Origin of the sequence: Janthinobacterium sp. 35, assembly GCF_002754575.1 — a bacterium.
In the GTDB taxonomy this organism is placed as follows: Bacteria; Pseudomonadota; Gammaproteobacteria; order Burkholderiales; family Burkholderiaceae_D; genus Janthinobacterium; species Janthinobacterium tructae.
Genome location: NZ_PEFN01000001.1, coordinates 4,974,031 through 4,987,277, shown reverse-complemented (window position 1 = coordinate 4,987,277; position 13,247 = coordinate 4,974,031). Strand labels below are relative to the sequence as shown.

22 protein-coding genes are annotated in these 13,247 nt (G+C 59.7%); 9 read left to right on the top strand and 13 right to left on the bottom strand.

Annotation, left to right across the window (positions count from 1 at the left end; all coding sequences use genetic code 11):
• Position 1: 1 nt before the first annotated feature.
• From CLU93_RS22310 to CLU93_RS22250, 13 genes are all read right to left on the bottom strand, one after another.
• On the bottom strand, positions 2-301 hold the full coding sequence (locus tag CLU93_RS22310) for a DUF4406 domain-containing protein (RefSeq protein WP_099763355.1): 300 nt from the start codon (positions 299-301) through the stop codon (positions 2-4).
• Positions 298-1,845 (bottom strand): DNA cytosine methyltransferase, encoded by a 1,548-nt coding sequence (locus tag CLU93_RS22305; RefSeq protein WP_099763354.1) that lies wholly within the window; start codon positions 1,843-1,845, stop codon positions 298-300. The genes CLU93_RS22310 and CLU93_RS22305 overlap by 4 nt, the downstream gene beginning before the upstream one ends.
• Positions 1,842-3,005 (bottom strand): RNA-directed DNA polymerase, encoded by a 1,164-nt coding sequence (locus tag CLU93_RS22300; protein ID WP_180287912.1) that lies wholly within the window; start codon positions 3,003-3,005, stop codon positions 1,842-1,844. The genes CLU93_RS22305 and CLU93_RS22300 overlap by 4 nt, the downstream gene beginning before the upstream one ends.
• 197 nt (positions 3,006-3,202) lie before the next feature.
• The gene (locus CLU93_RS22290; RefSeq protein WP_099763351.1) at positions 3,203-3,577 is read right to left on the bottom strand and encodes a four helix bundle protein; all 375 of its coding nucleotides are present in this window, start codon (positions 3,575-3,577) and stop codon (positions 3,203-3,205) included.
• An 18-nt stretch (positions 3,578-3,595) separates the two neighbouring features.
• Positions 3,596-3,958: a DUF1566 domain-containing protein gene (locus tag CLU93_RS22285; RefSeq protein ID WP_099763350.1), complete on the bottom strand. Its 363-nt coding sequence runs from the start codon at positions 3,956-3,958 to the stop codon at positions 3,596-3,598.
• 36 nt (positions 3,959-3,994) lie between these two features.
• The gene (locus CLU93_RS22280; RefSeq protein WP_099763349.1) at positions 3,995-4,609 is read right to left on the bottom strand and encodes a DUF1566 domain-containing protein; all 615 of its coding nucleotides are present in this window, start codon (positions 4,607-4,609) and stop codon (positions 3,995-3,997) included.
• Positions 4,610-4,629: 20 nt separating this feature from the next.
• Positions 4,630-4,818, bottom strand: a complete 189-nt coding sequence (locus CLU93_RS22275; protein ID WP_099763348.1) for a hypothetical protein — start codon at positions 4,816-4,818, stop codon at positions 4,630-4,632.
• 121 nt (positions 4,819-4,939) lie between these two features.
• On the bottom strand, positions 4,940-5,077 hold the full coding sequence (locus CLU93_RS28305; RefSeq protein ID WP_180287911.1) for a hypothetical protein: 138 nt from the start codon (positions 5,075-5,077) through the stop codon (positions 4,940-4,942).
• The gene (locus CLU93_RS22270) at positions 5,074-5,268 is read right to left on the bottom strand and encodes a hypothetical protein (protein WP_099763347.1); all 195 of its coding nucleotides are present in this window, start codon (positions 5,266-5,268) and stop codon (positions 5,074-5,076) included. Before CLU93_RS22270 ends, CLU93_RS28305 begins: the two co-directional genes overlap by 4 nt.
• Positions 5,265-5,603 (bottom strand): hypothetical protein, encoded by a 339-nt coding sequence (locus CLU93_RS22265; protein WP_099763346.1) that lies wholly within the window; start codon positions 5,601-5,603, stop codon positions 5,265-5,267. The genes CLU93_RS22270 and CLU93_RS22265 overlap by 4 nt, the downstream gene beginning before the upstream one ends.
• A gap of 30 nt (positions 5,604-5,633) precedes the next feature.
• On the bottom strand, positions 5,634-6,086 hold the full coding sequence (locus tag CLU93_RS22260; protein WP_257225054.1) for a DUF1566 domain-containing protein: 453 nt from the start codon (positions 6,084-6,086) through the stop codon (positions 5,634-5,636).
• Positions 6,087-6,251: 165 nt separating this feature from the next.
• Positions 6,252-6,680 carry a surface-adhesin E family protein gene (locus CLU93_RS22255; RefSeq protein WP_099763345.1) on the bottom strand — a complete coding sequence of 143 codons (429 nt, stop codon included), beginning with the start codon at positions 6,678-6,680 and terminating at the stop codon, positions 6,252-6,254.
• A gap of 35 nt (positions 6,681-6,715) precedes the next feature.
• On the bottom strand, positions 6,716-7,264 hold the full coding sequence (locus CLU93_RS22250; RefSeq protein WP_099763344.1) for a helix-turn-helix domain-containing protein: 549 nt from the start codon (positions 7,262-7,264) through the stop codon (positions 6,716-6,718).
• 22 nt (positions 7,265-7,286) lie between these two features.
• Between CLU93_RS22250 and CLU93_RS22245 the strand changes: the two genes are divergently transcribed.
• From CLU93_RS22245 to CLU93_RS22200, 9 genes are all read left to right on the top strand, one after another.
• Entirely contained in the window at positions 7,287-7,544 is a 258-nt protein-coding gene (locus tag CLU93_RS22245; protein ID WP_099763343.1) for a helix-turn-helix domain-containing protein, read from the top strand.
• Positions 7,541-7,948, top strand: coding sequence for a hypothetical protein (locus CLU93_RS22240; protein WP_099763342.1), 408 nt, complete (start codon positions 7,541-7,543; stop codon positions 7,946-7,948). The genes CLU93_RS22245 and CLU93_RS22240 overlap by 4 nt, the downstream gene beginning before the upstream one ends.
• Positions 7,949-8,284: 336 nt before the next feature.
• The gene (locus CLU93_RS22235) at positions 8,285-8,551 is read left to right on the top strand and encodes a hypothetical protein (protein ID WP_099763341.1); all 267 of its coding nucleotides are present in this window, start codon (positions 8,285-8,287) and stop codon (positions 8,549-8,551) included.
• An 80-nt stretch (positions 8,552-8,631) separates the two neighbouring features.
• Entirely contained in the window at positions 8,632-8,838 is a 207-nt protein-coding gene (locus CLU93_RS22230) for a hypothetical protein (RefSeq protein WP_099763340.1), read from the top strand.
• A 216-nt stretch (positions 8,839-9,054) separates the two neighbouring features.
• Positions 9,055-9,426 carry a hypothetical protein gene (locus tag CLU93_RS22225; RefSeq protein WP_099763339.1) on the top strand — a complete coding sequence of 124 codons (372 nt, stop codon included), beginning with the start codon at positions 9,055-9,057 and terminating at the stop codon, positions 9,424-9,426.
• A complete protein-coding gene (locus CLU93_RS27920; protein ID WP_143451784.1) occupies positions 9,423-10,307 on the top strand; it encodes a hypothetical protein in 885 nt (294 codons plus the stop codon). Before CLU93_RS22225 ends, CLU93_RS27920 begins: the two co-directional genes overlap by 4 nt.
• Entirely contained in the window at positions 10,304-11,644 is a 1,341-nt protein-coding gene (gene dnaB, locus CLU93_RS22210) for a replicative DNA helicase (RefSeq protein ID WP_099763336.1), read from the top strand. The genes CLU93_RS27920 and dnaB overlap by 4 nt, the downstream gene beginning before the upstream one ends.
• A 17-nt stretch (positions 11,645-11,661) precedes the next feature.
• Positions 11,662-12,729, top strand: coding sequence for a tyrosine-type recombinase/integrase (locus tag CLU93_RS22205; RefSeq protein ID WP_099763335.1), 1,068 nt, complete (start codon positions 11,662-11,664; stop codon positions 12,727-12,729).
• A gap of 98 nt (positions 12,730-12,827) precedes the next feature.
• Positions 12,828-13,166 (top strand): hypothetical protein, encoded by a 339-nt coding sequence (locus CLU93_RS22200; protein WP_099763334.1) that lies wholly within the window; start codon positions 12,828-12,830, stop codon positions 13,164-13,166.
• Positions 13,167-13,247: the final 81 nt, after the last annotated feature.

The following is a 13,247-nucleotide window of genomic DNA, read 5'->3' as shown; positions in this document are numbered from 1 at the left end:
TTTATGCTCCCATTTTCTTCAGTGAAGTAACACCAAGCCCAAGCAGCTTGGCGAGTAAATATTCGATGCGCGCGCCCTTGCTGAGCGGCCAGCCTGGCAGCATCACCAGGCAGTTGACGCTGGCCACCTGGGCTACACTCATTCGCATGTAGCCCAGCCAGCTGCCGCACGTCGGCGACGGATTTTCTGCCGGTTTGATCACGATATGGCCGGCCGCGCGCAGCAGCGCCGCCGCTTGGTGAAATGCCGGGTAGTTGAACTGCGGCCGACCGGTCATCGGGCCCGCAATATAGATTTTCATGCCGCCCTCGCAAAATGTTGTTCATGTTTGAAGTTGGCGGCGATCAGCGCGCGCGCCAATGGCGGGCAGACGCTATTGCCAATCATGCGCACCTGGGCTTCCTTCGACAGCTGCTTGCCGTTATGCATCAGGTCAAGAATGTAAGTCTCTGGAAAGCCTTGTGCGCGCGCCAGCTCGCGCGGCGTCAGCATGCGCATGCCGATGTCCACGATGGCATAGTCCTCGCCACGTATGGTCACCAGTCCGATGCGGTCCTTGGTGGGGATCGTGTGCATCGGATCGGTCAGCGACTGATCCTGCCCACCTTCGCTGTAATACTTGATCAGGAAGGCCCGCACTTCCGCCACATGGCCGCCGCCGGCGGTCAGCGTCGGGATTGGCTCGAGCACATCCTGGCCGAACTGGTTGTTGCGCAGCTTGATGATCGTGCTGGCCACCACCGAATGGTGGTCGGACGTCGTGACGGTACCGAAGGGAACGGTAACGGCCGTCCCGACCACGCCGGTATAGTGCTTGGCCAGCATGGCACTGACCAAGGCGAAGTGGCCGCCCTTGATTTCGGCGCACTGGGTACGCAGTGGCTCGTCCACGCTGAAATTGCGCTGGGTCGAACCGTTCGCATGCTCCGTCAGGAATGGCGCGCCGGTACCGGGCACGATAAAGGGGGTGTCGGCATTGACGATATACTTCATGACCCCCTTGGCGACGCGCTCCAGCGTCTTGTCGACCAGCGGCTTCTTGCGCGTGAAAATGCTCGGGCAAGGAATCGACCAGTCGATACAGTCGGCGGCGGTCAGCCATGGTTTCAGGCCTGATTGGGCAAAGCCTTTCAGCTTCGGGTTGCCGTGCGTGGGCGTGGGCCAGTGGATCGCCAAGCCGTCACGACGGGCGAAGACAAACAGTCGCTTCCGGATAGTCGGGGTGCCAAAATCGCAGGCGCGCAAGATCTTGTATTCGACCTTGTAGCCTAGCCCACGATACAAGCGCTCCATCGGGAAGTCGGCGCCCAACGCTTCATAGATTTCAGGCACGTCTGGATGATCGGCCGCCAGGCCCGTAGACAGGGCGTCAATGAAGGCGTCGAAGGTGCGCCCCTTGGCGCTGGCGATCGGATTGCCCTGCTCATCCAGTGGCCCCCAGTCGCGGAATTCCTCGACGTTTTCTAGGGCAATGCAACGCGGCATCTGGAATGCGCCCCACTTGAGCGTCACCCAGGCCAGACCCCGGATCTTCTTTTCACGCGGCTTGCCACCTTTGGCCTTGCTATGGTGCTTGCAATCAGGACTGAACCACGCCAGGCCAATGGGCCGATTTCCGGTAATGAAGCCAGGATGCACCGCAAACACATCTTCTTGATAGTGAGCGGTGTGCGGGTGATTGGCAGCGTGCAGGGCAAGTGCCTCGCCATTGTGGTTGATGGCCACATCGACGGGGCGACCGAATGCTTGCTCAATACCCTCAGATGCCCCGCCACCACCGGCAAAGTTGTCGATGAGCAGCTCACTGCCCAGGTCGAGCGACATGGTGAAGTTGTCTCGTTTCATGCGGATTTCCGATAAGTTTTAGTAAGTGCCTGATTGACGCAATGCCCGCGCCGCAGCACCGTGCGCGCCAGCGCTGCCCGGTCTGCATGGCTGCTACCCGCCTGGCGCAGCAGACCAAAGTAGCTGTTTGCCGTGGCAAACACCTCGTCGGCAGCAATACCTGCGACACGACTTGTCGCCTCGCGCACGGTGCGGCGCCGGGTGCGGCTGTGCCATGGTTTGATAACCTGGCCGACGAAGTCGACGCCGCGTGCGATGGGCTGCAGGATCGTCTTGCTGGGATTGAGGTTGGCGTGGAGCACGCGCGGCAGGAATTCGTTGATGTTGGCCAGCGCCGCACCCAGCCACTGCGGCGATTCGTGCAGCAGCAGGAAGTCATCGACGTAGCGGATATAGTGCCGGGCGCCGATCTTGTGCTTGGCATGCTGGTCCAGCGCATCGAGGTAGATGTTGGCGAAGAACTGCGACGACAAGTTGCCAATCGGCAGCCCCAGGTGCGCCGGCTGATTGACCAAGCGCTTGTGCGCCGGTACCCGCGCCAGCAGCTCGGGTGCGCCGCGCAGCTGGTAGTTCTCGCGTGGGTCATGGAATAGGATCGTTTCAGCCAGGCGCAGCCACCAGGGCTCGCTGACGCGCGCGGCGATCTGCCCACGCAGCACGTCCTTGTCGATGGCGACGAAGAAGTTGGCCAGGTCGCACTTGAGGTAGAACGCTGGCCGGGCCCAGTTCTGCGTGACGCCGCGGATCTTCGCCTCGAGGCGTTTGGCCGCGTACATCGTGCCGCGCCCGGGGATGCAGGCGCAGGTGTCTTTGATGAACGAAGCGTAAAAGCGAGGCGAGATTTTGTTGTACAGCAGGTGGTGCACGACGCGATCACGGAAATCGGCCGCCCACACCTCGCGTGCTTTCGGGCGCGTGACGACGAAGCAAATCGAGCGACCGGGCTTATACGAGCCGTCCTGCAGCTCGTCGTGCAGTTCGATCAGGTTGCGTTCCAGGTGCTGCTCAAACACCAGGGCGCTGGGGGTATTGCGTTTGCTGCGGCGGCAGTCGAAATATGCGACGGCCAGCTGCTCGAGCGTGAAGTCCGCATCGGGATGATCTGCGGACGGCGCGGGCGCGGCCCTCGTACGAGCGGTTGTTGTTGTTCTGGTTGCCATTGTTGAAATTCTGATTCCACGCGTTAGAGGGGCCGGCCTGCGTCAATTCGTGCTATCTACGTCGCCCCACCGAAGGCCATGCCGATCAGTGGGGAAACTGCGCCAGGCCTGCCTGGACGCCGCCAGGTGGTTACTGTGGTGCGCATAGCGGTGGCCTTGTGAGCCAGCGGCACGACCAGATTAAAAAATTCGCACAGTCAACTCGGCCTTGACCGGGAAGATGCAGGCGACGATGCGGTGTATTTCTTCCAGCCGCCGGCCTGCTTGCCGATCATGCTGGTCAGTGCGATGGCCCGCGCATACTGCGCGACGGAGATAAAGCGCAGATCCTTGGAAAGCCGGAACAGCAGCTCGATCACCTGCGCGCGCTCGAGCAGCTTGTCAAGGTACGGTGTTTTGTCACCCGCGACGTTCGCGCGGAAGATCAGCACCGTCAAGCGCACGCACTCGTCGCGGATTTCCTTGCCAATCGATGCCTTGAAGTCACGCGGCATGTTCTTGGTCAGCTCTGTCGCCACGACCAGCAGGTCGTAGGCAACTTTGGAAATCGGCAGGTCGGTATGGTTGGCCATGTTGAAATGATTAAAGGATTAAATTTCTAATCTGCGGACGGCGCGGGCGCGGCCCTCGTACGAGCGGAGGCTGCCGAACTGGCCGCCATAGAGGAAATACTGAAACCACGCGTAAGAGGGGCCGGCCTGCTCGCCAGACCAGTAGTAGCGCGGCTCGAACTCGTGCTTCAGGTTAGCGAACAACAGCGCCTGCTCGGCGCGCGTGGGCAGGCTGTGGCCGAGTTTCTTGGCCCAGTCCATGGCCGCTTGCCACGTCACGCCGGTGGCCACGCCAGGCTGCAGGAACAGGTGGTAGTCGGCGGCGCCGTCCTTGCCGAGGACCATGCCGGCGTAGATCTCGCCTTTCTGCAGGTTCTCGGCCATGAATTGTTGTTTGCTCATGCTGGGCTTTCGAAGTGAAAGAAAATTGGTAAATCGTTAAATTGGCAATCTGCGGACGGCGCGGGCGCGGCCCTCGTACGAGCGGTAGCCGTAGAACTGGTAGCCATAGAGGAAATCCTGATCCCACGCGTAAGAGGGGCCGGCCTGCGTGCTGGACCAGTGCCAGACCGCGTCCAGCGCCTGCGTACCGCCTTCGCGGAAGTCGGCCACGCCGGTCTGCGCCGGCCGCTCTTCCGTGTAGTGCCGCCCCATGGGCATGCTGCTCGGGTTTTCACCATCACGGAACGAGGCGGAGTTTTTCCGAGCCATCGGCTTGAAGTTGCGATAGATCAGCTCCAACTCGTCGCGCGCCGGAATGTACCAGTCATCAAAGCCTTCGATGACACTACCGCGCACCGTCTTGGCCAGTTCGCTGCCAGCAGCGGCCATGGCGTTCGTGTTGGCCCAGCCATCGGCATAGCTTTCGGTACCTGGCACGCTTTCATCCGATGCACTCCAACAGCCCTTGAACTCACCGAACAACTTTGGCGACACGACCAGGGCGAATGCTTTGCCGTCGACTTTAATCAGGCCAGCGAAGAATCCGCCGCCAAATGCGGCGCCAATGGCGCCCGGGCTATTTGCAAGTGCTGCTAGGGTATTGATTTCCATGGTTTTCCTCGTGGTTAAAATCAGTCGTGATCGTTGGCTTGTAGCTTTTTCACATCCATGCGCGCGCGGCGCTGCATGTGCCGGCGGGCGAGGCATTTCAAAATCAGTTCAAAGTGGCGTTGCTTCAGCATGTCGTCGAGCGACATGGTGGTCTGCAGCGCGTGGTGTGCGATTTCCAGCGCGGCGCGGTCCGGATCAGCGCGCGGCATATCAGAATCCAGTCTGGTAGACGCGTACAGCCTTGATTGCAGCGCCAAACTGGCCGGCGCCATGGCGACGGAAATGGCGATACATGTGCAACAGGGTGATCATCTTGCGCATGGCAATTCCTTATGCTGGTTTGACGGTGATGGAACAGGCGCCGAAACGATCCAGGGCGGCCATGTGGACGGCGCAGCTGTCGCTGCCAATGGCTGGATAGGTCAGCAAGCGCCCTCCGCTGCGCACGGTGACGGTGAAGGCCATCATTCCGGGCCACCGACTGGTGCACTTGCAAGCAGGCCTGAAACCAGCGTCGCGCCGACGATGTCGTGGTGCTGCAGCGATCCCGCCAGCTCAGTGATAAAGGCGTGCGCGCGCGCATCGGCGCAGCCTGGCGCATGCTCGTGGGCTTCGCCAGCGCAGCGGCGGATCATCGAGAAGAAATCGTTGGCGCTCATGCGGCACCAATATCGTCAAGCAATCGGCGCATCAGGCTGATGGTTTCGGGCGATACAGCACCATGCAGCTCGTAGTCCAGGCTGGCAGTACGCATGGCGCCAACCATTTCTGACGAATACGCCATGCGAGCGGCGGCAGTACGCGTGGCGCCAAGCCCCTGAGGCACAACCGAAACCATTGCAATCCGTTCGCCACGGCCATTGGCCAGGCTGTAGGTGGCACCAACGAGGCAGAGCGCCTTACTTGGCATGGCGAGAGAAACGCGCCGAACGCGGTCCGGCGGAGAGCTTTGCGCATTTCCAGGCAACGCTGAGGCAATGTTTTCGAGAGTCATGGCGGATCTCATGCTGAAATGGATAAAGGATTAAATTGGTAATCTGCGGACGGCGCGGGCGCGGCCCTCGGACGAGCGGAAGTTGTTGAGCTGGAGGCCATCGTAGAAATACTGATGCCACGCGCCAGAGGGGCCGTACTGCTCACCAGACCAGTACCAATCCGACTTGAACTGGTCTTTCAGGTTGGCGAACAGCAGCGCCTGCTCGGCGCGCGTCGGCAACGAACCGCCCACGGACTCTGCCCAAGCACCGGCGGCAGACCAGGACAAATCAACGCCCTCCCCTTCAACCAGCACCAGGTGCTGATCAGGACCACCATCCACGCCGCGGATGATGCCGGCATAGATGCCACTGGCAAAAGCGGCGCCGATGGCGGCAGGAATGAAGCCAGGCTGGAATGCTGGTGGGATGAAGGACTGGTTGCCGAAGTCGGCCGCAGTGGTGCTGGTGGTGATGTAGGATGTTGCGAGGGTGTTGGTCATGGCTGCCTCTTAAAAATGCGCAATACGCATTGCGTAAATGCATATTACGCACTATCAATAAATGCGTCAAGCGCATTTATCTAGATTTAGTCGCAGACACTATTGGAATAGGAACCGGCAGGCGAAAAAAAACCCGCTCGGTGGCGGGTTAGCTCGTCTGTGTAATTACTTTTTTCTTGGCTTTGGGAGGGGTGTTTGGCACGCTACGCGGTGCGTGGCTTCCCCTATCGTATCGGGGACAACTGCCGAGTAATCAAGGGTTTTAAATTTTTGCGAGGAAACTTGCTTTTGCTGCTGCATGTCGGAGTAGTAAGCGGTTTGCTGGACCGACATGGATTTACGTTCGCAGTCCATATATTGCAAGGTTAATGCAATCGAATAAGTAGCGGGAAATCCTTCGTTTAAGATTTGGGGCTCTGGGAAATTGTACTTTACCCATACACTTCGTATTCCTGGCGCTACGACCGCGATACTCTGCCTGTCTACCTCTGTTACCCCCAACTCATTCGCCTCAATGACCGTCCAATCCGAAGCGACTGCCGGAAGGCTTGCGACCAATAGCAGACCCATCACCCACTTTGCTAAAAAGTTCATATTTATCATCTCGCGCAGCTATGAAAACACCCCAATCAGGAAGATTGAGAGCTTTGTTTTTTTGCATTTGATCCAGATTCGATCCAAGTTTCAGCAGGTATGATTGTCGGCGGCTTGTAAGTCGTTCCTTTGAGTTCGGCTAGCAGTCTAATATTGCGTTCTTGCCTGGCCGTTATCAACGCTTTAAATTCGGCTATATCATCGCTTCCAAGGTACTTCCTCAGTTCAAGCCATTCTTTTGCCTCCGTATCGAGATGAGCATTGCTGGGTGGCAGCGCGGCCCGCTCGATATTTGATGTCAAGTTGTCATCTAGAAAGAATTCGTATGTGCGAACGCCAAGCACATCGGCCAGTGCGGCAAGCTTCTCCTCCGTAATCCATTGTTTGCCACGCTCTATACGCGATAGGTTTCCATCAGAAAGGCCAGCGCGAGCTTCAACTTCCGCCAGCGTTAGCCGGCGAGCCTCTCGAAATTGCTTAATTTTTTTACCGATACCCATAGATGGAATTGTCCGTTCGTACTGCGTAACACGCAAAGCGTCTTGCGCATTAGTATTTTTGTCTGTAAAGTGCGTAATACGCATTTTCTAATTTACAAAGAACAACATGACCTCACCATTGCGACGAGCGCGTGACCATCGCGGCATCACCCTTCAGCACCTCGCGACTTTAGTGCAAAGCGACGTTGGGAACCTGAGTCGGATTGAGCGAGGGGTCCAGACGCCATCGAAAACGCTGGCGGAAAAAATCTGTTCCGTGTTTGCGGGTGAGATCAATGAACTTCAACTAATTTACCCATCCCGTTTTCCTGAGAAGGCATCGATTAATTCACCATCCACCCTTATCGAAAAGAGCACCCCTTGAATCACACCACCACCCACGCGCGCTGGCGCGTCCTCCCCGTCCACCTGGTCGCCAAGCTGTTCGGCGTGCTGATCAAGGTGGAAGGCATGCCCTTTGGCTCGAACCGTACGCACCTGGCGAGTCCGCCGCATCGCGAAGACGTTGCTGGTGGCCAAGTTGGCGGCCAGCTCGCCGTGTGCGCCAGCGGCAGCCAGTTTCCAGATCGTGACCGGGATGCGCTGGTGATGCTGCTGACGCAGGTTATTGCGAACTCCAGTGCGCACTTCGCAGTGGGGCCATCAGATGTAGCCGAGGCAGCCGCTCTTGCTTTTAAGGCTGGCTTATCTGCGTTCGAGGTAAATCTGCAGCCAATTGCCCCCAAGCCGCCACAGCGTCCTCTGGGTGTGGATGGCCAAGCCCACTGACGCTTGCCAGTATTAAGGCCGCCCGACTGATCGCCTCTTTGTGAATTTCGACAATGCTGCGATTCCCAGCCTTCACAGCGACCGTGAACGTTACCTGCTCAGGAATAGGCCCCCTGTTGCTCTCCAGTGTCACCGAGGCCTTAAAAACAGTTAGGCCGATCCCTGTTTGCTGAGGGCTTAGCTCAATAGAAACAAAATTTGTAGCAATCGGAAAAGTCATGGGGAGTTCCTTCAAATTGTTGTTATGGAGATAGCAATGTAGCACGAAGGAATTCCTCGCCTTTTTTTGCAGTACCGCACCACCCGTAGTCCAGATCCACTTTTAAAAGGAAACCCATGAGTACCACCACCCGCACGAAGCTGTTGAAAACCTACCTCGACCCCGAGGAAGAGAAAACTATCTTGCAGGCATGTGCCGCAGCTGGCGTCACGCGCAGCGACCAAGCCCGCCAGAGCTTGTTGCATTGGGCGCGCCAACAACGTCATGGTAGCCAACCAGGCAGCCGCCGCGAAGGGCCCAACGGTGGCCCGCGCCGCCGGTCCCAGTTGCTGCCATGCCGCCCGAGCTTCGGCGTCATCCCCAAAATGCACATGCGGGTTTAACGGAATAGAGGCGGAACCGATGTACGAAATCAGACCGATAGGCCGGCCGATAGCGCCGGCGCAGAAAGACGAGGGACAGGATGAAAAAAGAGCAGCGCGCGACGGCAGCGGATTACGCACTGCAGGCAGTGTGCGTATGGCGCCTGAGCGACAGAGCCAACCTGGCAGCGAAGGCCCAGCCAGAGGGGCAAGCGCGGGCTAAAGCGAGTTCGCAGTTGTATCGCGACACCAACAAGCTGCGCGAGGCGGCGGACAAGTACATGAACACGTCCGATCCGCCGACGTAGCTGGGCGCAGCCCCCGACAGCTACAGGATGGCAGCGCAGGCAAGTATCCGATCTGCGCTGCCTCAAAAGTACACCAGATGTAGCGCAAGCAAACGCTGAAAACGAAAAAAAGCCCGCGGACAAGGCGGGCTTCCTGAAACTCTTACTTAAAACGAACATGCCAAGAATAACATACTCCGCGTTTTCGATGAAGCCCCAGGCCACACAGGTGCGGCTATGACGGCGCGCTTGATGCCGTATGTCGGCTCCCGTCCTTACCTGGTGCTGCAAACGCTGCTGGCCGGGCCTGGCACCTTCTACCAGATCTGTGAGCGCGCAGGCTTCGACCTGGAAGAGTCTGGCGTGGAATGTAACATGCGTAAGCACTTCGCCAGCCTGCTGCTCGCACATATCGAGCTCAACAACATCACCTACACCATCAAGGCATCGACGCGCCAGGCATTGCAGGGCAAGCCTGCTGCCAGCGCCTGTAGTGTGGCCACGGCGCATCATCGCGGCCCATGCAAGATGCAACCTGTCACCGTCGTCCGTCGCCCCGTTCGCGGCGATCTCGACGCCACAGAATCGCATCCAGAGAAGCACGTATGAAGCGCCCATCATTCCAGTTTTACCCAGCTGACTGGCGCATCAATTCCAAGCTACGCCGCTGTTCCGAGGCGGCGCGTGGAGCTTGGGTCGATATCATGTGCGTGCTGCATGATGGCGATGAATATGGCATCTGCCGCTGGCCCCTCAACGAGCTGGCCCAGGTGGCCGGCGTGCCATTGAAGCTGGCGCGCGAACTGGCGGCCAAGGATGTGCTCAAGGGTGCGGACAAAAACGCACTCGACTACATTTTCACGCCGCGTCATGCGGGCCGTGACGGCCAGCCGGTGACTTTGGTCACGTCAAACGCAGGTCCATTGTGGTACTGCAGCCGCTTTGTGCGCGACGAATATATCCGCCAACGGCGCGGACAAGGTACCCGTTTTGGCGACGAAAACGCACCACCAAACAACACACCAAAGACTACACCAAAGCCCCCCATTGGTGATGACTTAGGAGACGGCCCTACATCTTCATCTTCATCTACATTAAAAACAAGTACCCCAAACCCCGCTGACGCGGGGCCTGCTGCCAAGCCTCGCAAAAAAGACGCTACCCCAGCGACAGCCCTGAAAACCTTCCTCGCCGACTGTCAGGCCAAGGGGGAGCGTCCGCTACGCGACTACGCCCCGCTGTGGGCCTATGCCCAGGGCGCGGGACTTCCCGTTGACATGGTAGCGCTGGCCTGGGCCGAATTCTGCAGGCGCTTTCAGCCGGGTGGTACGCAACCGGCGAAGGTCCAAAAGGACTGGCGCGCCACCTTCCGCAAGTACGTCGAAAACAATTATTTCAAGCTGTGGGCTATCGACCGTGACGGCCAGTACTTCCTGACCTCGAACGGCAAGCAGGCAGAGAAATTTCAAGAAACCAAGGAAGCGGCATGACCGAAGAACAAACCCTGCCGGCCGCCATCGAGGCCGAGCAATCCGTCATCGGTGCGCTGTTGCGCGATAACGGTGGCGTCGACCGCATGGGCGATCTGCGCCCGGCGCACTTTTACCGGCACGACCACCGCACGATCTTCGTGGAAGTGCTGCGCCAGATCGCCCAGGGTGGCGAATGCGACGTGATCACGGTGTCCACCGCGCTGGCCCAGTCGCTGCCTGACTGCGTGGCCTACCTGAACTCAGTGGCCCAGAGCATGCCCAGCGCCGCCAACATCAGCCGCTATGCCGACCTGGTGCGCGACCGCGCGTTGCGCCGGGGCCTACTGGCCGCCACGGCCGACATGTCCGAAATGGCTTTCAAACCGGACGGCCGCAGCGCCGGTGAGGTGCTCGACGCTGCGCAATCGGCCCTGGCGGCGCTGGCCGAAACGCGTACCTTGCGCGAGCCGATCCAGGCCAGCGCTGCCATGATGGCGCACATCGATGTGCTGGGCGACCGTGCAGAGCGCAAATACACCGGCATCGCCACCGGTTTTGCCGATATTGACCGCCTGCTGAACGGTGGCCCGAATCGTGGCGCGCTGGTGATCCTGGGCGCGCGGCCATCGATGGGTAAAACCGCGCTGGCACTGAACATCGCCACCAATGCAGCCGAGACACACTCGGTGCTGTTCCTGTCGCAGGAGATGCAGAACGGCGAACTGCTCGACCGCGCTGTAGCCGCGCTTGGCAGCATCCCACTCAGTACAGTGATCCGCGGTGATTTCAGCGATGGCGACTGGAACAATTTCACGGTGGCCAACGTGAAACTGAACGCCATGGCCCTACACCTGGACGATCAGCCGGCGCTGACGCTGCTGGACGTACGCAGCAAGGCGCGCCTGGTGAAACGCAAGCATGGCCTTGACCTGCTAGTGGTCGACTATCTGCAACTGATGAGCGGCGCCGGCGACAACCGCAATAGCCAGATCGAGGAAATCTCGCGCGGCCTGAAGGCGCTGGCTAAGGAATTGAATATCGTCGTGCTGGCCCTGTCCCAGCTGTCTCGCAACGCAGCCAACAAGGCGCGCCCGCAACTGTCCGACCTGCGCGACTCCGGCGCCATCGAGCAAGACGCCGATATCGTCATCTTCGTGCACCGCGACGAGGTGGACAACCCGCAAAGCCACCTGCGTGGCTGCGCCGACATTTTCGTGGCTAAGAACCGGCAGGGACGCATTGATGACGTGCTGCTCGCCTACGAAGGCATGTACACCCGATTTACCGACAACAAACGGCCACGCCCGGCGGCCCCCACCCAGAGCTACAAGCGCGGCCTGGCCGAACACCTCTAGCAAAAAGGACCATCCGCATGACATTCGCCCTGTTCAAGGTCAAGAAAATCTGGCACTACCGCTTCCAGGTGGCCGGCAGCCGCGTGCAGCGCAGCACGCGCGAGCGCGCCAAGGCCCGCGCCGAAGCGGTGGCCAGCCGCGCCTACGATGAAGAGGTGGTGCGCACGAACGGCGGCAAGCCGGTACCGACGCTGCGCGCGCTCTTCGCCGAGTGGCTGCTGGTGCGCGGCCCGGTGTCGAGCGCCGCCCATGTGCGCAGCGTCAGCACCTGCTATCGCCTGCATCTGTACGACCTGGGCGAATTGCTCGTCAGCGAGATCACCGCGCGCCACATCGAGCTGGCCCGCAACGAGCATCTGGCCACGCGCGAGCCGGCCACGGCCAACCACTGGCTGCGCGTGATGCGGCTGGTGACGAATTGGGCCGTTTCGCAGGGCATGCTGGCACGCCGGCCATGGAATGTGGCCATGCTCAGCACGCAGAAGCGCCCGCGTAAAATCCTGCCGCTTGATGTGGCCATGCAGTGGTTCGAGGCTATCGACGGCGCGGGCCGCCGCTCCCCCGCCGTCTCCACCGCCATCCGCTTCATGTTTGGCCTGGGCCTGCGCGAAAGCGAGGCCACCAGCGCGCGCTGGGAATGGATCGACTGGGAGCGGCGCACCTACACGCCAGGCATCACCAAGGGCAAAGAGGCCGAGCCGGTGCCTATGCCCGCGTGGCTGGTCGACTACCTGCAACCCCGGCGCCAGCCCGAAGGCCTGATTACCGCGCGCAAGGACGGCAGCCAGCAGCCGCCCGGCTTCGCCCGCCGCCCTATGGCCACTGCCAACGCCCACTGCAAGACCAAGGGCATCACCCCACACCGTCTGCGCGGCAGCTTTGCCACCCTGCTGTCCGAATCAGGCGTGCCGATCCAGACCATCCAGAAGGTCATGCGTCACAAGAACCCCAGCACCACCATGGCCTACCTTGAGAAGAACCTCGACATCGCTGTGCAAGCCCAGGGCCGCATGGCCGAAAAAATGGGATTCACTGCACGGCGAAGAAGTGGCGAAGACCAACCCGCAAACCCGCATGAATCCTGAATAGCACGATTATCGGTAGTCATCGGTACAAATCCAGCGCACCGCCTCGGAAAATGGCAAAAAGTGCAATTAAAAACAGACTGAAAATAGGAAATTCGATGCGACAAGAACACTACGACAGCATCAAAGGCATGCTCGACCGCTGGGCGGAATGCATGAGCATCGGCGGCGCCGTCGGCGAAGGCGCGCGGCGTGAGTGCCTGGGCGCGCCCGACGCCCGCATCCATTCCATTGAGGATATTGAGGTCGAAGTGGACAAGCTCATAGTGCGCGCGGTCGATTCTGCGGTGTGGGAACTGCCGGTTTTGCAGCGCACAGCCGTGCTTTCTCACTATGGGCTGAACACGTTCAACGCATGGCGCGCGGACTTTGAAGTGGTGTTCGATCTCGCCATCGAATCACTTTTTTCGCTGCTGAAAAGCCGCATCGCCTGCTGAGAGGGGTTGCAACCAAGAAAAAAGCCGCGTATATTTCGACCTGTCGGGGCTTCGTGCGCCCGGAAATAAGCCTGCTACCAG